At 59.3% G+C, this 25493-nt stretch carries 24 protein-coding genes, 1 other RNA gene and 1 pseudogene; 7 read left to right on the top strand and 19 right to left on the bottom strand.

All coding sequences use genetic code 11. The features are described from left to right. Positions 1 to 28 precede the first annotated feature (28 nt). Both PVZ78_RS25420 and PVZ78_RS25415 read right to left on the bottom strand, forming a co-directional pair. Positions 29 to 1129: a polyamine ABC transporter substrate-binding protein gene (locus PVZ78_RS25420; protein WP_028681626.1), complete on the bottom strand. Its 1101-nt coding sequence runs from the start codon at positions 1127 to 1129 to the stop codon at positions 29 to 31. A gap of 245 nt (positions 1130 to 1374) precedes the next feature. Next, entirely contained in the window at positions 1375 to 2280 is a 906-nt protein-coding gene (locus PVZ78_RS25415) for a LysR family transcriptional regulator (protein WP_198919736.1), read from the bottom strand. A 109-nt stretch (positions 2281 to 2389) separates the two neighbouring features. Between PVZ78_RS25415 and PVZ78_RS25410 the strand changes: the two genes are divergently transcribed. Next, on the top strand, positions 2390 to 3628 hold the full coding sequence (locus PVZ78_RS25410; RefSeq protein ID WP_273829458.1) for an SGNH/GDSL hydrolase family protein: 1239 nt from the start codon (positions 2390 to 2392) through the stop codon (positions 3626 to 3628). 303 nt (positions 3629 to 3931) lie between these two features. Here PVZ78_RS25410 and PVZ78_RS25405 read toward each other — a convergent pair whose 3' ends face one another. From PVZ78_RS25405 to PVZ78_RS25380, 6 genes are all read right to left on the bottom strand, one after another. Further along, positions 3932 to 4789 carry a hypothetical protein gene (locus tag PVZ78_RS25405; protein WP_273829457.1) on the bottom strand — a complete coding sequence of 286 codons (858 nt, stop codon included), beginning with the start codon at positions 4787 to 4789 and terminating at the stop codon, positions 3932 to 3934. Positions 4790 to 4793: 4 nt separating this feature from the next. Then, the gene (locus PVZ78_RS25400) at positions 4794 to 5468 is read right to left on the bottom strand and encodes a helix-turn-helix domain-containing protein (RefSeq protein ID WP_273829456.1); all 675 of its coding nucleotides are present in this window, start codon (positions 5466 to 5468) and stop codon (positions 4794 to 4796) included. Beyond that, entirely contained in the window at positions 5465 to 6313 is an 849-nt protein-coding gene (locus PVZ78_RS25395) for a TIGR04255 family protein (protein ID WP_273829455.1), read from the bottom strand. The genes PVZ78_RS25400 and PVZ78_RS25395 overlap by 4 nt, the downstream gene beginning before the upstream one ends. Before the next feature lie 634 nt (positions 6314 to 6947). Then, positions 6948 to 7127 (bottom strand): hypothetical protein, encoded by a 180-nt coding sequence (locus tag PVZ78_RS25390; protein WP_273829466.1) that lies wholly within the window; start codon positions 7125 to 7127, stop codon positions 6948 to 6950. Between the two features lie 154 nt (positions 7128 to 7281). Continuing rightward, on the bottom strand, positions 7282 to 7884 hold the full coding sequence (locus PVZ78_RS25385) for a hypothetical protein (RefSeq protein ID WP_273829454.1): 603 nt from the start codon (positions 7882 to 7884) through the stop codon (positions 7282 to 7284). Between the two features lie 49 nt (positions 7885 to 7933). Next, the gene (locus tag PVZ78_RS25380) at positions 7934 to 8194 is read right to left on the bottom strand and encodes a hypothetical protein (RefSeq protein WP_273829453.1); all 261 of its coding nucleotides are present in this window, start codon (positions 8192 to 8194) and stop codon (positions 7934 to 7936) included. Positions 8195 to 8623: 429 nt separating this feature from the next. On the opposite strand from PVZ78_RS25380, the gene PVZ78_RS25375 reads away from it, so the two are divergent. Then, positions 8624 to 9235, top strand: a complete 612-nt coding sequence (locus PVZ78_RS25375; protein WP_273829452.1) for a hypothetical protein — start codon at positions 8624 to 8626, stop codon at positions 9233 to 9235. Between the two features lie 489 nt (positions 9236 to 9724). Here PVZ78_RS25375 and PVZ78_RS25370 read toward each other — a convergent pair. The 8 genes and pseudogenes from PVZ78_RS25370 to PVZ78_RS25335 all read right to left on the bottom strand — a co-directional run. Continuing rightward, positions 9725 to 9884: pseudogene (locus tag PVZ78_RS25370) on the bottom strand (Arm DNA-binding domain-containing protein); the annotation flags it as partial. Between the two features lie 168 nt (positions 9885 to 10052). Further along, positions 10053 to 10444: a transfer-messenger RNA gene (gene ssrA / locus PVZ78_RS25365) on the bottom strand. A gap of 85 nt (positions 10445 to 10529) precedes the next feature. After that, positions 10530 to 10811 (bottom strand): hypothetical protein, encoded by a 282-nt coding sequence (locus PVZ78_RS25360; RefSeq protein ID WP_053277393.1) that lies wholly within the window; start codon positions 10809 to 10811, stop codon positions 10530 to 10532. Positions 10812 to 11102: 291 nt separating this feature from the next. Beyond that, complete coding sequence (locus tag PVZ78_RS25355; protein WP_273829451.1) at positions 11103 to 13913, bottom strand: FAD-binding and (Fe-S)-binding domain-containing protein; 2811 nt, start codon at positions 13911 to 13913, stop codon at positions 11103 to 11105. After that, positions 13910 to 14581, bottom strand: coding sequence for a LutC/YkgG family protein (locus tag PVZ78_RS25350; protein ID WP_009046913.1), 672 nt, complete (start codon positions 14579 to 14581; stop codon positions 13910 to 13912). Before PVZ78_RS25350 ends, PVZ78_RS25355 begins: the two co-directional genes overlap by 4 nt. Then, the gene (locus PVZ78_RS25345; RefSeq protein WP_273829450.1) at positions 14578 to 16035 is read right to left on the bottom strand and encodes a LutB/LldF family L-lactate oxidation iron-sulfur protein; all 1458 of its coding nucleotides are present in this window, start codon (positions 16033 to 16035) and stop codon (positions 14578 to 14580) included. Before PVZ78_RS25345 ends, PVZ78_RS25350 begins: the two co-directional genes overlap by 4 nt. After that, positions 16032 to 16856, bottom strand: coding sequence for a (Fe-S)-binding protein (locus PVZ78_RS25340; RefSeq protein ID WP_009046915.1), 825 nt, complete (start codon positions 16854 to 16856; stop codon positions 16032 to 16034). Before PVZ78_RS25340 ends, PVZ78_RS25345 begins: the two co-directional genes overlap by 4 nt. A gap of 146 nt (positions 16857 to 17002) precedes the next feature. Beyond that, on the bottom strand, positions 17003 to 18688 hold the full coding sequence (locus PVZ78_RS25335; RefSeq protein WP_028681632.1) for a lactate permease LctP family transporter: 1686 nt from the start codon (positions 18686 to 18688) through the stop codon (positions 17003 to 17005). Between the two features lie 261 nt (positions 18689 to 18949). On the opposite strand from PVZ78_RS25335, the gene PVZ78_RS25330 reads away from it, so the two are divergent. After that, positions 18950 to 19717 (top strand): FCD domain-containing protein, encoded by a 768-nt coding sequence (locus PVZ78_RS25330; protein WP_009046918.1) that lies wholly within the window; start codon positions 18950 to 18952, stop codon positions 19715 to 19717. 81 nt (positions 19718 to 19798) lie between these two features. Here PVZ78_RS25330 and smpB read toward each other — a convergent pair whose 3' ends face one another. After that, positions 19799 to 20281 (bottom strand): SsrA-binding protein SmpB, encoded by a 483-nt coding sequence (smpB, locus tag PVZ78_RS25325; RefSeq protein WP_009042112.1) that lies wholly within the window; start codon positions 20279 to 20281, stop codon positions 19799 to 19801. Positions 20282 to 20398: 117 nt separating this feature from the next. Between smpB and PVZ78_RS25320 the strand changes: the two genes are divergently transcribed. From PVZ78_RS25320 to PVZ78_RS25310, 3 genes are read left to right on the top strand one after another with little or no spacing between them, the layout of a single operon-like run. Next, the gene (locus tag PVZ78_RS25320; RefSeq protein ID WP_273829449.1) at positions 20399 to 21802 is read left to right on the top strand and encodes a sodium-dependent transporter; all 1404 of its coding nucleotides are present in this window, start codon (positions 20399 to 20401) and stop codon (positions 21800 to 21802) included. Between the two features lie 7 nt (positions 21803 to 21809). Then, positions 21810 to 22244 carry a type II toxin-antitoxin system RatA family toxin gene (locus tag PVZ78_RS25315; RefSeq protein WP_009046921.1) on the top strand — a complete coding sequence of 145 codons (435 nt, stop codon included), beginning with the start codon at positions 21810 to 21812 and terminating at the stop codon, positions 22242 to 22244. Then, on the top strand, positions 22237 to 22557 hold the full coding sequence (locus tag PVZ78_RS25310) for an RnfH family protein (protein WP_273829448.1): 321 nt from the start codon (positions 22237 to 22239) through the stop codon (positions 22555 to 22557). The genes PVZ78_RS25315 and PVZ78_RS25310 overlap by 8 nt, the downstream gene beginning before the upstream one ends. 58 nt (positions 22558 to 22615) lie before the next feature. Here the strand turns inward: PVZ78_RS25310 and PVZ78_RS25305 are convergent, their stop codons facing one another. After that, positions 22616 to 23143, bottom strand: coding sequence for an outer membrane protein assembly factor BamE (locus PVZ78_RS25305; protein WP_009046923.1), 528 nt, complete (start codon positions 23141 to 23143; stop codon positions 22616 to 22618). A 98-nt stretch (positions 23144 to 23241) separates the two neighbouring features. Between PVZ78_RS25305 and fur the strand changes: the two genes are divergently transcribed. Continuing rightward, positions 23242 to 23646 carry a ferric iron uptake transcriptional regulator gene (fur, locus tag PVZ78_RS25300; protein WP_007920840.1) on the top strand — a complete coding sequence of 135 codons (405 nt, stop codon included), beginning with the start codon at positions 23242 to 23244 and terminating at the stop codon, positions 23644 to 23646. Between the two features lie 90 nt (positions 23647 to 23736). Here fur and recN read toward each other — a convergent pair whose 3' ends face one another. After that, on the bottom strand, positions 23737 to 25410 hold the full coding sequence (gene recN, locus PVZ78_RS25295; RefSeq protein ID WP_009046924.1) for a DNA repair protein RecN: 1674 nt from the start codon (positions 25408 to 25410) through the stop codon (positions 23737 to 23739). Between the last annotated feature and the right edge of the window lie 83 nt (positions 25411 to 25493).

Raw genomic sequence — 25493 nt, 5'->3', positions numbered from 1 at the left:
GCCCCAGGGCGGGGCTGCCCGAGGGGGATCATTTATCCGACTTGATGCTGGTCCAGACCCGGGTCCGCACGCGCTCCAGCTTTTGCGGCAGCGGTTGCACCACATAGAGTTTCTTCAGGGCTTCTGGGGTTGGCGTCAGGTCGGTATTGCCGGTGATCTCCTTGTTGATCAACGGAATTGAGTCCTTGTTGGCATTGGGGTAGCCAAGGAAATCACTGATGGGCGCGATGACTTTCGGGTCCAGCAGGGTGTTGAGGAATTCATGGGCCTCGGCGACATTCTTCGCGCTCTTGGGAATGGCGAAGGTGTCGAACCAGATCGGCGCGCCTTCCTTGGGCAGGCGCCAGTCCACCACCACGCCGTTGCCAGCCTCTTTGGCGCGGTTGCCGAACTGGTAGAAGCTGCCGGAGTAGCCGATGGCCACGCAGATGTCGCCGTTGGCGATATCGGTCATGTATTTGGCCGAGTTGAAGTAGGTGACGTAGGGGCGGATTTTCAGCATCAGCTCCTTGGCTTTTTCATAGTCCTGCGGGTTCTGGCTGTTGGGGTCCAGCCCTAGGTAATGCAGGGCCAGCGGCAGGATTTCCGTGGGCGAGTCGAGCATGGCCACGCCGCAGGATTTGAGCTTCTCCATGTTCTCTGGCTTGAACACCAGGTCCCAGCTGTCCACCGGTGCATTGTCGCCCAGCGCTGCCTTGACCTTGGCCGGGTTGAAACCGATCAGCACCGTGCCGTACATGTAGGGCACGCCGTACTGGTTGCCCGGGTCGTTGCTGTCCAGCAGCTTGAGCAGCACGGGGTCCTGGTGCTTCCAGTTGGGCAGCTTGGACTTGTCGAGCTTCTGGAACACCCCGGCCTTGATCTGGGTGTCGAGGAACTGGTTCGACGGCACCACCAGGTCGTAGCCGGAGTTGCCGGTCAGCAGCTTGGCTTCGAGGGATTCGTTGGTATCGAAGGTGTCCCAGGTGACCTTGATGCCGCTGTTCTTGGCGAAGTCCTTGGGCACCGACGGCAGGATGTAGTCGGCCCAGTTGTACACCCGCAGCTCGCGCTGCTCGGCCTGCGCCGCGGCGGCCAGCAGCGACAGCCCACAAACGGTGGCACTCAGTATGGTTTTCATCGTGGCCATGAATTTTTTCCCCAGCGTGGCGATGGTTTTTATGTTCTGTACGCGGCAGGCGGTCCTTTAAAAGGGCAAAGGACAAAGAGGGTCAAGGTTCACAAGGGCGATTCTGGTGACAGCCTGGGTCACTGAGTCAGCGGTCCGGGTTCGATTCTTGCCGACGGCCCCTGGGATGCACAGCACGGGGTTGGCCAAAAGGGGATCGTAATGGCCATTGATCGTGTCCGGGGCAGGCATCGATGTTTATCGGGTCAGGCAATGAAGCCGGGTAGCTGCGGTACCCGTTCGGCCAGGTATTCCATGAGCAAGCGCACGCGCAGGGGCCGATAGCGGCGCTCGGGGTAGATCAGGAACGCCTCGTTCGCTGGCCCGCTCCAGTCGGGCAGGACCCGCACCAGCTGCCCGCTTTCCAGCAGGTCGCTGACCAGCCAGGCCGGGGTGATGCACAGTCCGGCGCCCTGCAACACGCCGTCGCGAATGGCCAATGAGCTGTTGGTCCGGTAGCGCCCTTGCGTGGTGATGCTGACCTTCTCGCCGCTCGGGCCGCTCAGCTCCAGGCGGTCACCCGAACTCAACCAGGCGAAGCGCAGGAAGTGGTGTTCGCCCAGGTCGGCCGGGCTGTTCAAGGGCGCATGCTGGTGCAGGTACTCCGGTGCCGCCACCAAGTAGCGCGGCGACGTGGCGATGCGTCGGGCGATGGCGTTTGGCGGCAAGTCACCGCCCAGGCGCAGGGCCAGGTCGACGTTTTCCTCGGTGAGGTCGACGAAGCGATCGTTGAGGATCAGCTCCACCTCGATGTCCGGGTATTGCGCCATGAACGCCAGCAGCAGCGCATTCAGGTGCAACACCCCCAGGCTCACCGGCACATTGACCCGCAGCACGCCCTCGGGGCGCTCGCTCAGGCCGCGTACTTCGGCCACCGCTTCGCTGTATTCCTCCAGCACGGCTTTCGCCCGCTCGTAGAAACGCTTGCCCTGTTCGGTGGGCGTCAGCCCGCTGGTGCCCCGGGTGAGCAGGCGGGTACCCAACTGCTTTTCCAGGGCCGCCACCAGCTTGCTGACGGTGGGCTGCGTGCTGCCCAGCTCCCGGGCGGCCGATGACAGACTGCCAAGCTCGACGGCGCGGACGAAGCAGTGCATCGCTTTGAGACTGTCCATGGGTATTCGATATCGGAATGGGCTGTATGAAGTTATGCCTTCTACCATGGTTATTTCGAATGGAGCAATCTGACTCGCCTCAGCCTTACTGCCTCAAGGAGCTACCCGGATGAAAGCCCTGCACGCGCTATTTTCCCTGCCGTTGATCGTCACGGCCCTGCTGGCCGCAGGTCCTGCCCTGGCCCAGGACAACTGGCTCACCACCTGGATGGCCAGCCCGCAACCGACCTGGGGCAACGAGTTGCCGCTGCCCACGCGGATTCCCGAGGCCCTGGACGACAGCACTATTCACCAGAAGCTGCGCGTCAGCGTTGGTGGTAGCCGGGTACGGATGGTGGTTTCCAATGAATACGGCAAGCAGCCTCTGCTGATTGGCGCGGCGCGGGTCGCTGCCATGGAGGAGGGCGAGTCCGTTCGCGCAGGCTCCGGACAGAGCCTGAGGTTTAGCGGCGAAGAACAGGTCAGCATTGCGCCGGGTGAAACCCGGACCAGCGACCCGGTAGCACTGGTGGTGCCGGCCCTTGGCGATCTAGTGGTCTCGCTGTATCTGCCACAGCGCACGCCGCTGACCACCTTCCATTGGGACGGCAAGCAAACCGCGTTTATCAGCCCGGGCAACCAGGTCAATGCACAGCGGCTGGAAGGCAAGGAACAGGTGGAGGCGCGGCTGTTCCTCAGCGACATCCTGGTGGACGCCCCACTCGACAGCCGTGCCTTGGTGGTACTCGGCGACTCCATTACCGATGGCAACGGCTCGACCCTGGACCGCAACCGGCGCTGGCCCGACTTCCTCGCCCAGCGCCTGGCCAGCGAGAACGTCGCCGTGCTCAACGGCGGCATCTCCGGCGCGCGCCTGCTCGAAGATGGCATGGGCGCCAGTGCGCTGGCGCGGTTCGAGCGCGATGTGCTGAGCAAACCCGGGGTGAAAAGCGTGGTGCTGATGCTGGGGATCAACGACATCAGCTGGCCCGGCACCGCCTTCGCGCCGAACACACCCTTGCCGTCACTGGACAGGCTGATCGCCGGCTATCGACAACTGATCGACCAGGCGCATCGCCACAACCTCCGCATCATCGGCACCACCCTGCTGCCCTTCGAAGGCGCCCTGCAGGGCAGCATCATCGAGCATTACCACAGCGCACCGAAGGAACAACTGCGCCAGACGCTCAACCAATGGATACGCACCAGCCAGGCATTCGACGCGGTGATTGATTTCGACCAGATGACCCGCGATCCGCGGCATCTGACCCGGTTGTTGCCGCTTATGGATTCGGGCGATCACCTACATCCGGGGGATGCGGGGAATAGGGCGATGGCGGAGGGGGTGGAGTTGAAGGTGCTTTTTTGAGTGTTTAGTAGATGCGTTGAATTCGAATGCGAAGGATCGAGAGCAGGCTCGCTTCTACAGGGACCAGCAATCCAGGTCCGTTCAGGCCGTGCCTAGCTCACTGCTCGGTGGCCATTCTGAGCCCGGGAAAATTATCGATGCCTAGGGGGTTGTGTATAGCTATTGTTTAAGCGATGCCCAGGAGCGGATAGCCGGAAATCTCCGACTCTAGTGGCAACGCCGGCATTCGATTTTCCGCATGATTTCTTACCTACCTCTACGTGAGCCCTGTGGGTTTATCGCTTTGACTCAGGACGAGGAAAGCTATTCGTCGTCATCTTCCTCGGCCAAGCTAAGCCAGTCGCTTGAGTTGTAATGTGTGAAATCCTCTGCGTCCAGCATCGTGAAGTCTTGCATAGGAGTTATTAAACATTCGTCAATGTCGAGGCCTTCAATCTCACAAGCGTCTAAATTTATGGCATCATGTAATTTGGTATTTAACTCATCTAGTTGAGCAGCATATTTAGGTTTTATGAGTAATCGAAACGCGACGTTGTAAGGGGTGGTGTCGAGTATTTCTTCTTTGGGGTAGAAGGATATCCATGCACCTTTTAGTAGGTGGGCGTTCCCGCCGAGAAAGCTATCTATCGCAACTCCTAGTCCGATATAGGTATTTTCGTGATTCTTGAATTTCAGGCGCTCGACAAGTTTGTCCGGTATCGCAATTCTGTTGTAGCTGTGGGAAAGCCAAAAGCTTAATGTTTGAATCATGTCGCTTTCAAGTTTTTGCTCCTGATTTCTCTTTAAATTCTGGAGCACTGATCTTGAGGTCCAAATTCGTCTTTCGATTCTAGTCTCAAAAAATAACTTCTCGTCGAGTTGTAACTGAAGGACTCTAGGGTTGTTGGAGTTTAAATAAGCACCCATAGGCTTCCTTTTCACCATTTTCAATGCTATCCACTCGACCATGGGAGCTTGGTCGTAGACTCGAGCGTGAATAGAACACGAATGGGAGATTAAAACCCAGTGAGAAGGCAGCTTGCCTCCCAGAACACCGTCAAGCGTTGCCTGAGGGATGTGGGCTGCGAGGTCAGCTCCGTTAACAATATCTCCTTGTAACCAGCCCATTTCCCTAATTATTGCGACAGCAGCTTCTTTTTCATCCTGAGCATTTGCCGTCATTCTTCTAACCTACCTGGGATGGATTGAATTTCTCCAAGCGAGAGATGGTTTTTCTGTCTCGTAATCTGAGTTGTGCTGCTTTTTCTGCCAGCTCTAGTGTTACTCTGCGAACATCCTGTGGACCTAGGTTTTTCCAGTTTGATTCGCTCAGGACGTCCTGCATTAATAGACCGTCATTAGTTGGGTAGAATAAAGAGCGTTTCAGGTATGGCACATCCTCAGCATTGATCTCTGATAAGACATTCGCTAAAGCTTTAATTCTTTCTGGAGCATCGGCGACAGTTTTTTTAGTGCGCCAGTTGTAGATTGTCTGACGAGAAACTCCAAAAAGCTCAGAAATTGAGTTGTCAGAGAGGCCGAAGTTTTTTCGAAATCTCTCGATCAGAGCGGGTACCACATCAACTTCGTCAGCTTCTTCCGAGACGGCAATCCACAAAGAACGGGTAGGATTTACCAAGTGCTGAGTAGTCGAACTGATGGGCAAGACGTCTGCTTGTTTTAGCTCTAACGTGCCGTTTGGGATGATGGCTACTAGAGCGGTCGCAAGTTGAGGTAGCCACGTGCTTACACTCGATGTCGCGTTCCTCGAATTGCGCTCAGGCCGTTCCCATTGCCCCATAAATGTGGCGCTCGTTTCCCTCTGCTCTGATGGATAAAGGCTTAACACTCCAATGCTCATGACTTCATGCTCCATGCCTGAAAAGCATAATCGGTAGCCACACTTCTAAAAGCAGTATTGGCCATAGCGTGCAGACCTTCAAGTCGCCTAACGACCTCATTCGGTTGCAATCGTTCTGTGGGTGCAAATGGTAAGTACGCGTCTGTGTCCAAGAGTGCGCCGGCAGCGCTTGTTGGCTGGAACACCGAGGTTATTGACTGGCCCATTCTTTGAGAGGTGTGCGTATGGCGAGTCTGTCGAGCTATTTCGAAGACCATTGCCAGTTCCATTACGTCTTCAGGTACCCACATACCTTCCTGCCGCCAGCACCTGATATGAAGAAATTCAGGGTCAAAGTGATAGGTAGTGGTGGAGACTCCCGCTGGTTTGGTGACCTTTCCAGCTTTCATGATCGGTATTTGTGCATTCTCTAAGGGTAAAAGCTCAACGGGCAGATATTGTGATAGGTGTTCACCTTCCAAGGGCTCAATTCTGTCGACGTAACGCATGCCTATGCCTAGTACATCGAGATTTCCGGCGTATTCGACTACGGCGTCTAGACACCGCTTAAAAAGCTCGCGGTGTTGGTCGAAATGCAGGTATGAAATGCTCTGCAGTACCAAATGGTCTTGGCTCAGAACACAGGCGTACTTCAGCTCTCGATCAAGAAACGCCCAAGAGTTTGGCTCCATGCTAGGGCTAGGCGAAATCGACCGGGCCATCTGGAAGTACTCCGGAAGGCAATCCCTCAGCTTGTGCTGGATTTCTGGAATCAGTTTCGAAAGCAGGAGCAAGGGCGAGAATCTAACAACGCTCAAGGTGTAGATCAGGGGCGCATTAGCTAGCACGCCAGCACGATCAGCCATTGGTCTCTCCTTAGAGGGGTAGGTGAGGACGCGCACTCTATCCTATTTGACAATTCGTTTGACAGGTTCTGTATAGCATAAATTCGGTAAACCGAAGCTTTCTCGACCGTCGGTACGTGATGACACCGAAAAATGAGGAGGTAGTCTCCTCCCAGTAGCGCATCACGACCCCATGGCTCAAATGACCACAATTAAATCGCACCTGCTCAGACCTGCTGTCAGATCAATGAAGTACCGATAATTTCTTGACGAGCATCAAGCGCCAGCATATGACCTTCCACGCTGGAAGCCGTACAACACTTGGGCTGCGGGCGCTTTTAACGGCATCTGTCGGTGCCAATCCGTCAAGGGCCTGTCTAGTATTGCTTGGCGCGCTAAGGATTTATCTGGCCCGGTATTTCACCACCTCATCCAGCCAGCATGGGCCTGAATATTGATCGAGCAGTTACTACCTTGACGGCCACCTCTTGAATTTTTGACGGGGTTGGTGCTGGCCAGCTGCTCGAATGCCCGCAATGTGTTGCCCAGCGTGGCTTTCAGCGTTCCAACTGCTGGTGGCGACGGATAAATCCGTCAAGACCTGTCCAAAATTCCGTCAAGGCTGGTCAAGGATGGGTTGCGTATCCGCAGGCCCTCAAGAATTACCGAGGCAGCCGGCGACGGTCAGCTCAGCAATGCCCTGGCGAATGAGCACCAGGTTCTCGTCAAGTGGTTCGAGAGAGCCGCGCACGTTATTCGCGACGTCGGCTGAGCCGCGCTGTTCGACCCAATTGGAAAGCTCCTCGATCGCGGTACCGAGGGCGATCTGGTACAGCCCGCTTCTATGGAACGTTAGCGCACTCCAAGTTCTGCGTGATGACTCCGTGTGAAGGGGGCGTGAAACCTTACCGGTGTTAGGGCTTCTCGCATTTGCCCAAAGCGTTCACACCATTCATCGGTATCTCAGATCACTAGAAATCAAGAGCACGTCAGTTATGGTCAAAGAGATTGGCGTACTTCGCCCACAGAGCGCTGAACACGTCCCAGTCTGTAGCTCCGCTACTTACCGTAAAGTGAAAGGTTGTTCCTTCTAGCGGCGGTCCATCCTTTGTCAGAACGGCGTCAGATAGTGAGTAGAATGATTTGAGCTTCTCGTCCGTGACATCTGTGGGCGTTGGGTAGCGAGCAGCCCAGACAAGCATGCCCTCATAGAACTTGAGTAGATTTCGTTCCTGCTCGTCTACCGACACCCTCAAAAGGCAGTTGAGCTTTTCAAAGGAGTGTGTTTTGAAATCCTTCGGATCGACCCCTCGTTGTATAAGAACCGCCTTCATGATGACCTCTAGGGCAAGGCCGCATAGCATGTGGTAAACGTGATAACAGGCAACCCCCATGTCGAAGTTCGGCCCTAGCCCGAGTTCTTTGGCGATTAGGGGGCTGTTGTCTCCCATGGAATGCCACACCGCCCCTGCGCTTGCATGAAGGTCAGATGACCGATTGAACCAGTGATTGGGATGACTTTTCATCTCGGTTAGAGATGGTCGGTTAGCTAGCCAGGCTTCTGCATCAAAGTCTTCGTCCGTTCCTGACATTTTGCATTCCTTCAATTTAGAGTGGGTCGGCAAGTCCAAGGGAGGTAGGTTAAACAAGTTCATGCGCCCATTTGTAACTGCTGTACAGAAATGGTCGACTGTCCTCTTTTGTTGTTTCCACAACCCGCAGTCGTACCTTCGTGCCGACCGGATAATCTCTGATCTCTCTCGAGCACTCGATTTTCATGCTTTGAGCAAAAGACTGGCCGGTCGCTGGGCGAACACCATTTTTGCGGCGTACGGGGTCATAGAAAACTTCCGCGATGATTGAAACGTATTCCTCCGGGTCGTGCCTGCGCTCCCAAGTCATGGTCGCTCCTTAAGCCATCGTATCTGTCGAGACGTGAGTGAAGGTCAGCCAAACTGCGCTGTCAAAACTTTGTATCTGATTCGGGCTCGAACCTGACAAAACCTGACATTAGATCGGCTAAGCGCCCATCACTACGCTCGTGGCCTGTTAGCAAAAGCTAGTCCTTGGACAGGGTGCCCAGCGACTCCGCGGTGGAAATCCCTTTGGTGGATGGTAACCATTCGGGTGTTTACTAGAGTGGTCACCGCGGCTGGTCACCACCGGACTATTTGCCCCGGCGTTATCTGCTGCAGAGGGTGCAGTGATGTGCACTGTGTCGATTCGATGCGCACCGGACGGGCTGACCTGTGAAGCCGATCAAGACGGATGGTAATCGGTCGATAAAAGTGAAGCCGGTATATCAGACAACATAATTTGGACAGAGGTTGAATGAATAACTTCACTTGGTGGGAAAAGACGGTCGAATACAAATTCGTTGTCGACGCAGTGGTAAACCGACTTTGCGACTTCGCAGCGCCGCTGTCCGGAAGGCATGAGCGCACGGCTGGTGATGCAGCATTTGGTATGGATTCCATGCTGGTGCTGGTCGAGTTCAAGCGCAAGCTGGCCGATTTGCCAACAGAAGAGACGCTTTTTCATAACTATGGTGACGCCAAGGCCCAGCTGGTTGAGTATGGTCATCACTTTATTGTATTTGCCCACCTGAACGATAACGATCCAGCCAGCTTGGAGCTGGTTGGGCGGCACTATTTTGTTCCGGGAGAATATTGTCGTGCACTGGATGTCATGAGATATGGCGTGAAAAAGGAGGTCTTCGATGAGTATCTCGAAGCTCTCTCCACGCATAAAAAAGCGGATGGTCGGGGCTCAGGACACGTATCTACAGAGGGAATGTCATCTGTCATAGGAGTTTCTGCTGATGGAAAACTGATCGGCGCTATGTCGCTGCACGACTACGCACCGTCATTGTTCCCTGCTCCAGTTCCGTTGCCTTCGCCACCGCCAGCGCCCAAATTTACGCCGTCAGGACCATCGATGTAGTCACATGTTCTCCTCGTAAAATAGGCATCGTATGACGCACCACGGCACGACTGTTTTCTGCCGATCATTTCTTCGATGTGATTGCGCAAAGTAGGATGGTTGGCCAACAGATACGGTGTTTCTTTTTGGTGGTTACCGGGTGGTTACCACGCAATTTGATCACAAGCAGCGGCAGGCTGCTCATTCATGTGAGCCGCCTGCCGGTCCACATCCGCTCAGAGTGAGCTGGGGCGAATATCCGTTCCGTTTTGCGTGCTGGACACTCTGAATTTTTGCCCCCCCCCGCGCTGAGGTCGGTTGAGGTCTCCTTCACCGGTTGGACGATCTGCAGAGAGCACACACCGTTGCCATCGTCATCACCTGCTATGCCGATGATGTGACGACCCGGCTTGAGTTTGAAGCTCACCGTTTCGCCCGTGTCGATTCGAGCCGCTTTCCTGCCATCGACCAGCACCGTCGCCCCCGCCTGATGCCCAGAATCCATTGTCTCGGCTTTCTTGTAGCGCAGTTGCCATGACTTGTTCCCGTCCGGCCGTACACGCAGGTACAGGCTGTCCCCGTCATGTTCACGGTATTCCTTTACCTCAGGCTCAAGGGCCGACAGGACCGTATCGGCCAGAGGGCGGCGCTTGATTTCGCTGCGCTTCACTCCTTGTACCCCCTAGTTTCAAATTTCACAGAAGATACGCGGGAGGAAGCACGGGTAGTGCGTATAGGGGTAGATGAGGAGAGACAGCCAGAAACAAGAAAGCCCGCAATAGGCGGGCTTCTTGAGGTGTTTCGTAGACTGTCCGAGACAGGTCTAAACAGCTATATTTGGTGGAGCCGGGGGGATTTGAACCCCCGTCCGCCAGTACTCCGCTGTCGGTACTACATGCGTAGCCGTGTCTATTGAGTTAACCCTCAGCGACCCGACGGGCAGGGTGCTTTGGGCGAGTTGTGTAAGTTTTAGCCGCTTCGTCCACAACGTACTGCACGGCGATTCTGTTCTGTATGACAATCATTTCGGGTTTACAGACATCCCCTGATGATTGCTGGACCCGAAGGTACCAGAAGGAAGGCTAGCGCCGCTTACGCAGCGAGAGCGTATTCCCCGTAGGTTTCGTCATTGGCAACTATAGGAAGTTGCAACAGTGGATTTACGAGTTCTGTTACCAACTCGGCATGCACCTAAAGTTTCGCAACCGGCGTCGAATCCTAAACGGCCCCGAACCTGCTGTGCATTACCAGCAGGTTTGTAGAGTCTACGCCAAAATGGCCCGCAAGGCCATCCCGAAGGCTGGCCCTGCATGGATCAGTGTTCGCCCTTGGCGCTGTTCTGGATGCTCTGGATCGCGCGAGTGGTCAGGGCGATGCATTCCTTGGTGCCTTCCTCGGTGTTTTTCGCCTGGGCTGCCTGGGCTTGTTGCACGGTGGCGTCGATGTTGGCTTGCAGGTCCGCGGCCTGGATGCTGGTCCGGGCGTCGCGGATGGTTTGCAGGTTCATCTGGCACAGGTCTTCCTGGTTCCCGGCGAAGCTGGGGGAGGCCAGGAGCGAAGCGGTGACGAACAGGCCTGACAGTACAGAACGTTTCATATGCGTCTCCTTGAACTGAAGGGCCAGGCGCTGCTGGCCATCAGCACGGATTGCCGAGTTCTCGGGAAACTCCCGTTTTTGGAAGCTCGATCTGTGGACTGCGGTGGTGGGGCAGGGTTCTATTTTTCTGACCGGCGTCATGACCACTGAACATGCGGGCAACACCTAATGCCTGTGTAGGAGCGAAGCTTGCTCGCGATGATCGTTAACGGTAGCGCGTATTTACTGGGTAAATGCAGCGCTCTCAAGTCCATCGCGAGCAAGCTCGCTCCTACAGTTGGTACATGCCGATCAAGCCGTTCTAGCCCGGGTCACCCGGTCCACCAGGTACACCAACCCGTGATAATCGATTCCGCCATGCTGGCTCAGGCCGATTTCACAGGTGCGGCTGGTGGAGATGCCTTCGCTGCAGTACTGCACCGCGTCCTTGAGGCTGCGCAGGGCGTGGGCATTGAGCTGCGGCGTGGTGAAGCCTTTGTCGCCGGCGAAACCACAGCAATGGATGCCCTCCGGAATCACCACGTTGTTGCTGCAACGCCGCGCCAGATCGATCAGCGCCTGGCTTTCGCCCAGGTGCTGGGTGCTGCAGGTGACGTGCACGGCGACCGGCGCTTCCTGAGGGGTGAACTCGAGCTTGTCCATCAGGTGGGTGCGGATGAAGCGCACCGGGTCGTACAGGTCCAGGCGCACGTCGCCCAGGTCCTGCACCAGGCGCAGGGTGCAGGGGCTGGTGTCGCAGTAGATCGGGTCGAGGCCACCGCGGCTGGCGTGGAGCAGGGCGCCGATCAGCTCCTGGCGCTTATGCTCGGCCTGTTCCGCGTAGCCCTTGGAGGCGAACGGCTGGCCGCAGCACAGGCTCTCGACATTGTCCGGGATCACCACCTGGTAACCGGCTTTTTCCAGCAGGCCGCGGGTCTTGTCGTAGAGCGAGCTTTGCTCGTTGTCCCCGGCAGCCGGGCCCATGACCCGCGACACACAGGCCGCCAGATAGACCACCCGTGGCCGCTGGTCGCTGAGCGCCGGGCTGAACCGAATGGCCCGCTCCGGCTGCGGCATGGCGCTGGTCCATTGCGGCACCTGGCCCTTGGACAGCCTGGTCAGCGCCGCCGAAACCCTGGCCAGGCGTGGCGCTCCCAGCAGCATCCGCGCACCGTTGGCCACATGCAGGGTGAACCGTGCGCCCAGCAAGGTGGCGGCGAAGTGCGAGCCGAGCCAGTCGGCTGCCTTGGCGTGGGTGGCATGCTGGCTGCGCAGCTTTTTCACCAGTTCGCCAGTGTTGATGCCCACCGGGCAGCGCTGGGCGCACAGGCCGGTGGCGGCGCAAGTGTCGAGGCCCTGGTATTGATAGGCCGCTTCCAGTTCCGAAGTGTCGATGCCGGCGCGTTTGCGGGCCTGGATATCGCGCCAGATCACGATGCGTTGGCGCGGGCTCAGGGTCAGCCCCTTGGACGGGCACACCGGTTCGCAGAAGCCGCACTCGATGCACTTATCCACAATCTCGTCGGCCGCCGGCAGCGGCTTGAGGTGCTTGAGGTGGATCTGCGGGTCTTCGCTGAGCACCACGTCCGGGTTGAGGATGCCGTTGGGGTCGAGCAGGCGCTTGAGTTGCCACATCAACTGGTAGGCATCGCTGCCCCATTCCAGCTCGACGAAGGGCGCCATATTGCGCCCGGTGCCGTGCTCGGCCTTGAGCGAGCCGCCGAATTCCACCGCCACCAGCTGCGCCACGTCATCCATGAAGGCCTGGTAGCGCGCCACTTCCTCGGCGCTGTTAAAGCCCTGGGTGAAGACGAAATGCAGGTTGCCCTCCAGCGCATGGCCGAACAGGATCGCTTCGTCGTAGCTGTGCTTGTCGAACAGCGCGATCAGGCGATTGACGCCGATGGCCAGCTGTTCCACCGGGAAGGTCACGTCTTCGATGATCACCGTGGTGCCGGTCTTGCGCACCGCGCCGACGGCGGGGAAGGTGTCCTTGCGGATCGCCCAGAGTTTGGCGTTTTCCTTCGGGTCTTCGGTGAAGTCGACCTGCTTCTCCACCGGGAAAGAGGTGAGGGACGCCATGATCTGCGCCAGTTGTTCCTGCAGCAGTGCGGAAGATGCGGCGCGGGATTCGATCAACAGCGCGCAGGCATTGGCGGACAGTTGCTGGACGAAGGCCGGCATTCCGGGTTTGCCCTGCACCGAGCGCAGGCTGCGGCGGTCCAGCAGTTCCACGGCGGACACCGGCTGGCTTTTCAGCACGGTCACCGCGTTGCAGCAGGTTTCCACATCCGGGAAGACGATCAGCGCCGAAGCTTTGTTCGGGTGATCGACCACCGTGTCGTAGGTCACCGCGCTGATAAAGCCCAGGGTGCCCTCGGAGCCCACCAGCAGGTGGCTGAGGATGTCCAGCGGCTCATCGAAATCCACCAGGGCATTGAGGGACAGGCCGGTGGTGTTTTTCAGGCGGTACTTGTGGCGGATCTTCGCGGCCAGTTCGCTGTTGGCGCGGGTCTCGCGGCCCAGGCTGGCCAGGCGCTCCAGCAGCTCGCCGTGGCTGCTGCGAAAGGCCGCGACGCTGGCGGCATCTTCGGTGTCCAGGCGGGTGCCGTCGGCCAGCACCAGGCGCAGGCCGGCCAGGGTGTGGTAGGTGTTTTGCGCGGTGCCGCAGCACATGCCGCTGGCATTGTTAGCGACGATGCCGCCGATCTTGCAGGCGTTGATCGAGGCTGGGTCGGGGCCGATCTTGCGCCCGAACGGCGCCAGCCAGGCGTTGGCCTGGGCGCCGATCACCCCCGGCTGCAGGCGGATCTGCTGGCCCTGGTCGCGGATCTCGCGGGCGTTCCAGTTATCGCCGAGTACCAGCAGCACCGAGTCGCTGATGGCCTGTCCCGACAGGCTGGTGCCGGCGGCGCGGAAAGTCACCGGAACCCGGTCGCGCTGGGCCAGCTTGAGCAGGGCCACCACTTCGTCTTCGGACTCGACGCGGATCACCAGTTGCGGAATCAGTCGATAAAAACTCGCATCGGTGCCGAAGGCCAGGGTGGAGAGCGGATCGTCGAAACGCCGCTCCTGGGGAATCAGTTGTTGCGCATCACGCAGAAAAGCCGCCGGTAGACTCATTGGTCCTCCAGGATCAGCACCACCAGGTCTTTCGGGCCGTGGGCGCCGTAGGCCAGGACCTGCTCGATATCGGCGGTCTTCGACGGGCCGGACACCAGCAGCGCGTTGGTCGGCATGCCCTGGGCCCAGGCGTATTCCTGCTGGACCTGATAGAAGTTGTCGCGGATCTCGCTGGCCTTGAGCAGGGCGAAATGCACCGGCGGCACCAGGCTCATCAGCCGCGGCTCTTCGCGGGTCGGCCAGAGGATCAGGCTACCGGTGGCGGCGATGGCACCGAGGGTGGTGGTGAGGCTGGCCGGGGTGTCGTTGAACAGCTCGGCTTTCCATTGCTCGACCGGCCGATCGTAGGCCTTCAACGTCGGCAGCCCGGGATGCTCGGCCCAGTATTGGCTGACGCGCTGGCCGTGGGGCGTGGTCGGGGCGATCAGCAGGCTCGGCAACTGGCGCTCGCCCAGCAGGCGGGCGAGCAGCGCCGGCCAGTCCTGGCCGGTGGTCTGGTGGATTTCGGTGTGCACCGCTTCCATCTGCTTACGCAACTGCGGGATGCGCTGTTCCGGGCTGTAGGTATAAGGCTCGGTGACCAGCGCCTCATCGAAGTTATCCACAATCGGCGTGGTACCGGTCAGGCTGTTGCGCAGCTTGCCGAGGATGTTCTGTTTGGCGCTCATCGACGTTCTCCCTGTTTGGCCAGATGCTCGCGGGCCAAGTCGTGCAAGGACCGGGCGGCGGGTTTCGGTGCGCTGTGGTTTTGCGTCCAGGGGCCGACGTTGCTCGGGGTCAGCGCGCGCAGGCGGGTGGCCGCCAGGCTGAACAGGCGATACAGGGTCGGCGAACTGTTGAGCCGGGCCCAGGCGTTCCAGATGAAACGTTCCTTGCGCGAGTATTTGCTGCCCTGGCCGCGCATCACCTGATGGGGGCTGTCCGGGGACTTGACGTTCTCTTCGCGCAGGCGACGCAGCAGGCTCGGGATCGGGATCTTCACCGGACACACTTCGCCGCAGGCGCCGCACAGCGAAGACGCGCTCGGATGGTCCGGCACCTTGGCCAGACCGACCATATGCGGGGTGATGATCTTGCCGATGGGGCCGGGGTAGACCTCGCCGTAAGCGTGGCCGCCGATGCGGGTGTAGACCGGGCAATGGTTCATGCAGGCGCCGCAGCGGATGCAGTTCAGGGTCTGGCGCAATTCGCTGTCGGCGAAGGCCTGGCTGCGGCCGTTGTCGAGCAGCACCAGGTGCACTTGCTGCGGGCCGTCGAGCTCATGCTCCTTGCGCGGGCCGGAGATCATGTTGACGTAGGTGGTGATCGGCTGGCCTAGCGCCGAGCGGGTCAGCAGCGACAGCAGCGGCACCACGTCGCGCAGGTTCTCGACGACTTTCTCGATGCCGGTGACGGCGATGTGCACGGGCGGCACGGTGGTGGACATGCGGCCGTTGCCTTCGTTTTCCACCAGCAGCAGGGTGCCGGTCTCGGCCACGGCGAAGTTGACGCCGGAGACGCCGATGTCCGCTTCGAAGAATTTCTGCCGCAGGACCCTGCGACCGATCTGAATGAGGTGGTCAACGTCCTTGGTGTACTCCACGCCAAGTTTGTCGTGGAACAAGGACGCGACCTGACCGGCGTTCTTGTGGATCGCCGGCATGATTATGTGTGAAGGCTTCTCGTGGTCGAGCTGGACGATGAACTCGCCCATGTCCGACTCAAGGCATTCAATGCCTTGTTCAGCGAGGACATGGTTCATCTCCATCTCTTCGCTGACCATCGATTTGCCCTTGATCACTTGCCGCGCCTCGTGAGCCCGGATGATCGAGAGGACGATGCCATTGGCCTCGTCCACCGTTTCCGCCCAGTGCACTGTCACACCGTTGCGGGTCAGGTTCTGTTCAAGCTGCTCGAGCAGGTCGGGCAGCTTGGATAACGCACGGGCCTTGATCGCATTGCCCAGGGCCCGCAGGTGTTCGCGTTCGTGGGCATCGCTGAACGAGGCCGCACGTTTGGCCATGAGGGAATCCATGGCACTGCGAAAGTTGTTTCGCAGTTGTCGGTCACCGAGGGCCTGGTGGGCCCGGGTGCGAAAATCGTCCGACACGCTCAGGGTCGGAATAAGCTCCGGGGCGCTCATGCGGCACCTCCGGTACGCTGCCAGAGGAAGCTGGCCAGGTGTTGGCCGCGCAGCGCTTCCCGTTGTTTCTCCAGCGAACCGTTGATGTTCATCAAGCAGCCGCAGTCGGCGCTCAGCACCTGGTGGGCACCGGACTCCTTCAGCGCACGGGTCTTGTCCGCGACCATCGCGCCGGAGATGTCCGGCATTCGGACGCTGAAAGTCCCGCCAAAGCCACAGCATTCGCTTTCGTGGTCGTGTTCTACCCGCTCCACGTTGCCCAGTTGTGCCAGCAGCTCACGACCGTGCAGGTGGGTGTTCATCTCGCGCCGTGCCGAGCAGGAGGTGTGCAGCGCCACCTTGATCGGCTCGCCACTGTCCTTGAGCTGCACCTTGCACACGTGCAACAGGAACTCCGCCAGCTCGTAGGTACGTTCGGCCAGGGCCTGCACCTGCTTCAAGGTCTGCGGCTCATCCTTGAACAAGTCCGCATAGTGCTCGCGAATCATCCCCGCGCAGGAACCCGACGGCACCACCACCGGATAGTCGCCGGCGAACAGCGCCAGTTGCGAGCGGGCCACGGTGCGCGCCTGCTCGGTGTAACCCGAGGTGTAGGCCGGCTGTCCGCAGCAGCTTTGCCCTTGCGGGTACTCCACGCGAATGCCTTCGCGCTCGAGCAGGTGAATCGCATCCATCCCTGCTTCGGGATAGAACAGGTCGACCACACAGGTGCCGAACAGGTAGACCCGCGACGGTTTCTCGCTGGGGTACTGGCGCGGTTCGGCCAAGGGCGGTGCGACACGGGTCGCGTTAGGCACGGCGTTGTAAAAAAGCTCGCTCATCAGGCGTGTCTCCGGGTGGTCCCGGTTATCCGTCCGCTGCGGCTGCTGAATATAGAGAGCCAAGCTTTCAGCAGCCTTGCAGACCGGGTTGTGAGTTGCAGACGCCGCAGTCGGACTCCGGCGTCGGTTTTTTCGGTGTTGCTTGCTTAGTGCACCAGCATGCCGGTGAACCAGTAGGCCTGGGCCAGGGTGATCAGGCCGACGATGGTGGCAAAGAATAGGCTGTGCTTGAGGGTAAAGCGGAACAGGTCCGATTCCTTGCCCACCAGGCCGGTGGCGGCGCAGGCCACGGCGATCGATTGTGGCGAGATCATCTTGCCGGTCACGCCGCCGCTGGTGTTGGCCGCCACCAGCAGGGTGTCGTTGACGCCGATCTGGTGCGCGGTGGTGGCTTGCAGCGAGCTGAACAGGGCGTTGGACGACGTATCCGAACCGGTCAGGAACACCCCCAGCCAGCCGAGGAATGGCGAGAAGAACGGGAACGCCGCACCGGTACCGGCCAGCACCAGGGCCATGGTCGAGGACATGCCGGAGTAGTTGGTGACAAAGGCGAAGGCCAGCACCATGCCGATGGAGAGGATCGGCCAGCGCAGTTCGTAGAAGGTTTCTTTCAAAGTGGTCAGACCAGTTTTGAAGTTGATCTTCAGCACCAGCATCGAGATCAGCGCGGAGAAGAAAATCGCCGTGCCGGTCGCGGAAATCGGGTCGAGCTTGAACACCGCCGGAATCGCCGTTGGGGTGGCGACGATCGGCGCGCTCTTGATCACCAGTTGATCCAGGTGCGGAATCGCGAAGTTGAATACCCAGCTGTACATCGAGCCGCCGGCGGCGAACATCGCCTTGAACGGCTTGAGGGTCCAGATAGTGACCAGCACGGTGAGGATCAGGAACGGCGACCAGGCCTTGAAGATTTCACCGAAGCTGTACGGCGAAGGCTGGGTAGTGCGCGGCTGGCCGAAACCGCCGTTGCGCACGGCAGCGGCGCCGACGCTGGCGGTGGCCGCGGCGAACGAACGCTTGGGTTGCCAGACCTTGAGGAACAGGGTCAGGGCAATCAGGCTGGCCAGGGCCGAGGTGATATCCGGCAGCTCCGGGCCGATGAAGTTCGAGGTGAAGTACTGGGTCACGGCAAAGCTCAGGCCGGCCACCAGCGCCGCGGGCCAGGTCTCTTTGACACCGCGCAGGCCATCCATCATGAACACCAGCCAGAACGGCACGAACAACGACAGCAGCGGCAGCTGGCGACCGGTCATGGCGCCGATCTTGAACGCGTCGATGCCGGTCACCTGGCCCGCCACGATGATCGGAATACCCAGGGCGCCAAAGGCCACTGGCGCGGTGTTGGCGATCAGGCACAGGCCGGCGGCGTACAGTGGGTTGAACCCCAGGCCCACCAGCAGCGCGGCGGTAATGGCCACCGGCGCGCCAAAACCGGCGGCACCTTCGAGGAAGGCCCCGAAGCAGAAACCGATCAGCAGCACCTGCAGGCGCTGGTCGTCGGTGATCGACAGCACCGAGCTGCGGATGACCTCGAACTGGCCACTTTTGACCGTCAGTTTGTAGAGGAAGACGGCGGCGACGATGATCCAGGCGATGGGCCACAGACCGTAGGCAAATCCATAGCCAGCGGCGGCGAGGGCCATGTCGGCAGGCATCTGGAAGGCGAAGATCGCCACCAGAATCGACAACGCCAGGGTGATGCTGCCGGCGACGTGTCCTTTGAGACGGAACACGGCCAGAGCCAGGAAGAAGAAGACGATCGGGATGACGGCGGCGAGGGCGGACAGGCCGAGGCTGCCGAGCGGGCTGTAGAGCTGTTGCCAGGTTTGCATATGGGGTGGCCCCTAATTGTTGTTGGTCAGGCACTGGTCAGCGTATTTGGTTAATTGGTAAGACCAATTTACAATCGCTGTTGGCTAGGGTAAAAGCCTTGTGAGCGGTGTGTCAATTTGCCGCCCTAAAACTTTTGTCGAAGGTGCGGTGCAGATGACTTCTGATCCGCTCGCCGATGTGCGTTCTGATAGGTGCTGGCGCAGCCCCGATAGGCCAGAATAGAGAGCCCGGCGCGCGGTCGGGATCGTGGAGAGTGAGTTATGGGGTTTGATCAGATTCGTCAGCGCCGTTTGTCTGACGATATTGTCGAGCGGCTCGAGGGGATGATCCTCGAGGGCACGCTGAAGTCCGGTGAGCGCCTGCCGGCAGAACGTGCGTTGGCGGAGCAGTTCGGTGTCTCGCGGCCTTCGTTGCGCGAGGCGATCCAGAAACTCACGGCCAAGGGCTTGCTGGTCAGTCGCCAGGGTGGCGGCAACTATGTGGTGGAGTCACTGGGCTCGACCTTCAGCGATCCGCTGCTGCAGTTGCTGGAAAGCAACCCTGAAGCCCAGCGTGACTTGCTGGAGTTTCGCCACACCCTGGAAGCTTCATGCGCCTATTACGCCGCGTTGCGTGCCACCGACGTGGACCGTGAGCGGCTCACGGCGGCCTTCGAGGAATTGCAGGACTGCTATTCCCGGGCAGGTGATGCGAGCCGGGCGGAGGAGGGCGCGGCGGACGCGCAATTTCATCTGGCAATTGCCGAGGCCAGCCACAACGCCGTATTGCTGCACACCATTCGGGGGCTGTTCGATCTGCTCAAGCGCAACGTGGTGACCAACATTGGCGGCATGTACAAGCAGCGCACCGAAACCCGCGACATGCTGATCAGCCAGCACCGCGATCTGTACCAGGCGATTATCGAAGGGCGTGCCGAGCAGGCGCGCGAAGTCTCCAGCCGGCACATTCTGTATGTGCAGGAAGTATTGGAGGAGGTGCGTCAGGAAGTGCAGCGCGTGGCCCGGGCCGAGCGGCGCAAGGGGATTTAGTCTGGAAGGATTCATCGCCGGCCAGCTCGCTCCTGGTAGGATCGAGCTGGCTCGCGATCATGGCATCAAGGCAGAAGGGCGTTACTCTTCCTTGCCCTTGTTGCGCACCGCGCGATGCAACTCACGATCGGAGTCGCGCTCGCGTTCGGTGTGACGCTTGTCGTATTCCTTCTTGCCCTTGCCGAGTGCGATCTCGCACTTGACCATGTGCTTGCTCCAGTAGAGCGACAGGCACACGCAGGCATAACCCTTCTGCTGCACGGCAGCGAACAGCTTCTCCAGCTCGCGCTTGTTGAGCAGCAGTTTGCGCGAGCGCACGGGGTCGGCGATCACATGGGTGCTGGCGGTGGTCAGCGGCGTGAAGTGGCTGCCCAGCAGCCAGGCTTCGCCGTCCTTGAGCAGCACATAACTGTCGACCAGTTGTGCCTTGCCTGCACGCAGACTCTTTACTTCCCAGCCGGCCAGGACCATGCCAGCCTCGAACCGATGCTCGATGAAGTAATCGTGACGCGCCTTTTTATTTTGCGCGATGGTCCCTGTTGGGTGTTTCTTCTGTTTAGCCATAGGGGCGGCATTATAGGCAGTTGCACGCGTGTCGGCTACGGTGAAGCAGCGTGCTTGAGCAGGTTGAGTGAATCCCGGACAATGCGCGCTCTTTTTTCTCGGTTGGGCGCGTTTTTGATGTCGACGGACAAGGTTTCTGTCCACGGCGGCTGGGCCAGTCGCTGGGTTTTCATACTCGCTGCGACTGGTTCTGCCGTGGGCCTGGGCAGTATCTGGAAATTCCCCTATATGGTCGGCGTCTACGGTGGTGGCGCCTTTGTCCTGGTATTCCTGGCCTGCATCGCGCTGATCGGCGTGCCGGTGATGCTGGCGGAAACCCTGATCGGCCGTCGCGCCCGGCAAAGCCCGGCCAATGCCTTGAAGTCGCTGGCCCTGGATGCCGGGCATTCGACCAAGTGGTCCTGGGGCGCGTTCGCCGGAATGATCACTGCCTTGTTGATTCTTTCCTTTTACAGCGTGGTCGGTGGTTGGTCGCTGGACTACATCATCGATATGGGGCGTGGTGATTTCCAGGGCGTGACGGCGGATCAGGTCGGTGCCTATTTCGGCAAGGTGATTGCCGACCCCTGGCGGCTGACGCTGTGGCACACGCTGTTCATGTTGTTGTCGGCGGCTGTCATCGCCAAGGGTGTGGTGGCCGGGCTTGAGCGCAGCCTGCGGATCATGATGCCGCTGCTGTTCGTGATGCTGGTGATCCTGCTGGGTTACAGCATGACCACCGGGCATTTCATGGAAGGCGTGCATTTCATGTTCGACTTCAGCACCGACAAACTGCTCGACGGCCTGTTGCCGGCCATGGGGCATGCGTTCTTTTCCCTGAGCGTCGGTGTCGGTTCCATCATGATCTACGGCGCTTACATGCCGAAGCATTCGTCCATTTCCGGCACTATTGTCGGCGTGGCGCTGCTGGATACCTTCGTTTCACTGCTGGCGGGGCTGGCGCTGTTCCCGATCGTGTTTGCCGCCGGGCTGAACCCGAGTGAAGGTCCGGGGCTGATGTTTGTCAGTTTGCCTTTTGCCTTTGGTAATGTGGCGTTCGGCCAGTTGATGGGCGTGGTGTTTTTTGTCCTGGTGGCCATTGCCGCCTGGAGCTCGGCGATTTCGCTGTTGGAGCCGATGGTGGCTTACCTGGTGGAGCGGACCCGAACCCGCCGTGGCTGGGTGACATTCTGGCTGGCGTTTATCTGCTGGTTCGTCGGATTGGGAGCGGTGTTTTCCTTCAATATCTGGCAGCAGGCCAAGTTTTTCGTGAACGAAGGCGGGGCTTTCCACCTCTACCAATGGGGGGCGGCAGGTGGTCTGGATTTCTTCGGGGTGATCGATTTCTTCACTTCGCGGATCATGTTGCCCTTGGGTGGCCTCTGCTTTGTGGTGTTTGCGGGTTGGGTGATGGGGCGCGAGGCGGTTCGTGATGAGCTGTCGATTCGCAGCCCGCTGCTTTTTGCCCTGACCCTGTTTTTGATGCGCTATGTGGCGCCCATCGGCATTCTTATAGTGTTTGCCGCCCAGTTGTGGAAATGACGCTGACATGACGACACATATTCAACGCTCGGCCCTGTTGCCTTATCCGGCGCAGTTTTTGTACGACCTGGTCAATGACGTGGCGCGCTACCCGGAGTTTCTACCCTGGTGCTCGTCGGCCGAGGTGCTGGAGAGCAGCGAGGTGCAGATGCGCGCCAGCCTGGCGGTTGCCAAGGGTGGGCTCAGCCAGCATTTCGTGACACGCAATACGCTGGTGCCGGGCCAGTCGATCGAGATGAACCTGGAAGAAGGGCCGTTCAACCAGTTGCACGGCGTGTGGGTTTTCAAGCCGTTGGGTGACAAGGCCTGCAAGATCAGCCTGGATTTGTCGTTCGACTACGCCGGTCCACTGGTTCGCGCGACCTTGGGGCCGCTGTTCAACCAGGCGGCCAATACCCTGGTCGATGCGTTTTGTCAGCGGGCCAAGCAGTTGCATGCTTGAGCCAATGATCGAGGTCGAGGTGGTGTATGCCGCGGTCGACCGGCAGGTATTGCTCAGTGTTGCCGTGCCGACGGGGACTACTGTCCGTGCGGCAGTGAAAAGCTCCGGGATAGGTGCGCAATTTCCAGAGCTGGACCTGGACAGTTGTCCGCTGGGCATCTTTGGCAAAGCGGTTGCGGCCCCTGAGAAACAGCCGGTTCGGGCGGACGATCGCATCGAAATTTACCGTCCGCTGCTGGCCGATCCTAAAGAAGTTCGACGCCTGCGCGCGGCAAAGGCGGCGCTGGCCCGGGCTCGTACTTCAGAGTCCTGAACAAATCGACAGGCAACAAAAAGCCCGGACTTGCCGGGCTTTTTTATTCCACCACAAATTATTGCGGCGAAGTGTCCAGAGGTTCTGGTGTTGGCACCGGAACGGTCTCGACGTTGTCGACGTCCTTCTGGATCTGATCGAGCAGAGAGCCAGGCTTGGCTGGTTTTTCCGGTTTTGGCTGCTCGGCGTTTTCGCCCGGGGCGGTCACGGTGGTGCCGCTGTCCTTGCCCAGGATGGCTTCGTCACGGCTTACGCCAGGCATGAAGTCACCGGAAAGGCTGACCAGTTGGTCGTTACCGTTGAAGATAACGCTGACGCGCTCCTGCTGGCGTTCACCGCCACCTGGCTGCAGGCTGTACAGATAATCCCAGCGATCGGCGTGGAACGTGTCGGTCAACAGAGGGTTGCCCATGATAAACCGTACTTGCCGGCGGGTCATTCCCGGGCGTAACTGGTCTATCATGTCCTGCGTGACGACATTGCCCTGCTGGATGTCGATTTTGTAAACCCCGGGGAATGAACAACCGGCGAGTGCGAGCAGTCCCACGAAGGTGAAACTGGTTAGCAAGAGCTTGGTGTTTTGCATCGGTGGGCGACTTCCACTATCTTGGCTGGGACAACGTAAACCCCGATCATACCCGCATTAAGAGGAGCTGCGAAGCAGCATCCGCGAGAAAGCTGACCATGGTTGAAAATAGCGAACTACGTAAAGCCGGCCTTAAAGTGACTCTGCCACGGGTCAAAATTCTACAAATGCTCGATTCCGCCGAACAGCGACACATGAGTGCCGAGGATGTTTACAAGGCGCTGATGGAAGCTGGCGAGGATGTCGGTCTGGCCACGGTTTACCGTGTTCTGACCCAGTTTGAAGCAGCAGGCCTTGTGGTACGCCACAATTTTGATGGTGGTCATGCTGTATTCGAACTGGCTGACGGCGGTCACCACGACCACATGGTCAACGTGGATTCCGGTGAAGTGATCGAATTCTTCGACGAAGAAATCGAGAAGCTTCAGAAGGCGATTGTCGAGAAGCATGGCTTCGAGTTGGTGGATCACAACTTGGTGCTGTACGTACGCACGAAGAAATAAGCATGTCGCGCGGATGCTGTCCGCGAAACGATCGAAGGCGACCCAAGGGTCGCCTTCGTGCTTTCTGCTCTTTATTAAAGTGGCCGTTATTCAAGCCTTGGCGGTAACCACCATCTTTTTTGCGTGGGCCAGCGACTCCTTGGTCAGGTCGATGCCGCCCAGCATGCGTGCTACTTCTTCGATCCGCTCGGTCTTGCCCAGTTTGGACACCGCGGTGTGAGTCGCATCGCTGCCGCGCACCTTGTGCACAAAAAGATGTTGATGGCCCTGGGCTGCCACCTGCGGCAAGTGGGTGACCGTCAAGACCTGGCCGCGCTCGCCGAGGCGGCGTAACAGCTGGCCGACGATTTCCGCGGTCGGGCCGCCGATGCCGACGTCCACTTCGTCGAATACCAGGGTCGGGACGCGGGAGGTTTGCGCGGTAATCACCTGGATCGCCAGGCTGATCCGCGACAGCTCGCCCCCGGATGCCACTTTGGCCAGGGCCTTGAGCGGCTGGCCGGGGTTGGCGCTGACCAGCAGCTCGACCTGTTCGAGGCCATTGGGCTGCAACTCGTCGCTGCTGTTGGCGTGCAGTTCGATGGTGAATCGGCCCCCGGGCATGCCCAGGCGCTGGATTTCCTGTTCGACAGCGCTGGCCAGGCTGGTTGCCGCCTGCTGGCGCAGCTCGCTCAGCTCCCTGGCTTTTTCGTGATAATGCCGGGCAAAGGATTTCAGTTCGTCGCCCAGGCGCTCGATGGACTCATCGTTGGCATCCAGGGTCTCGATTTCCTCTAGCAGTTTCTGTTGCATGGCCGCCACTTCGGTGGGCTGGATCCGGTGTTTGCGAGCCAGGGTATAGATGGCGTCCAGCCGCTCTTCCAGTTGTTGCAGGCGCGCCGGGTCCGCATCGAAATGGTCGACGAAGCGATTCAGTTCGCCGACAGCCTCTTCGACCTGGATTTGCGCGCTGGCCAGCAGGTTGGTGGCTTCCGCCAGGGCGCCGGAGGTGTTGCCGATGCTCGACAGGCGATTGAGGCTCACTGTCAGGGCGCTGAGGACGTTACCCGAATCGCTTTCGCTGCAATGCTCGACGACCTGCCGGCAGATGCCCAGCAGGCTTTCGGCATTGGTCAGGTTCTTGTGTTCGAGTTCCAGTTGCTCGAGTTCGTTTTCGCCCAGGGCGAGGTTCTCCAGTTCCTCCAGCTGATAGCTGAGAAGCTGGTGGCGAGCCCGCTGTTCATCCCCGGAATTGGACAGGCGCTCCAGCTCCTGGCGGGTCTGGCGCCAGCGCTGGGCAGCCAGCGATACCTGGCGGGCCAGGTCGGTGGCGCCGGCGTACTCGTCGAGCAGGCGGCGGTGGGTGTCGGTTTTCAGTAGCGACTGGTGTTCATGCTGGCTGTGGATATCGATCAGCAGCTCGCCGAGGGCCTTGAGGTCGCCTAGCGGGCAGGGGGAGCCATTGATGTAGCCGCGGGAACGGCCTTCGGCGGTGATGACCCGGCGCAGGATGCACGGGCTGTCGTTGTCCAGGTCGCGTTCGGCGAGCCAGGTGCGGGCCTCGGGAATGTCTTCCAGGTCGAAGGTGGCGAGAATGTCGGCCTTGTCGGCGCCAGGGCGCACCACGCCGCTGTCGGCGCGATCACCCAGGGTCAGCCCCAGGGCGTCGAGCATGATCGACTTGCCGGCGCCGGTTTCACCCGTGATGACGCTCATCCCGCGATCCAGTTCCAGATCGAGATGTTCAACGATGGCGTAGTTGTGTACGGACAGGTGCACCAGCATAAAGGCCGCTCCCAAGCTTTAGGTCTGGTTATTTATACAGTGTTTTGTTTTCGACTGACAATGCCCGGCCTTAGCTCGATTCG

This window comes from Pseudomonas sp. SBT1-2 (assembly GCF_028640875.1).
In the GTDB taxonomy this organism is placed as follows: Bacteria; Pseudomonadota; Gammaproteobacteria; order Pseudomonadales; family Pseudomonadaceae; genus Aquipseudomonas; species Aquipseudomonas chlororaphis_I.
This window is presented reverse-complemented; position numbering and strand designations above follow the sequence as displayed.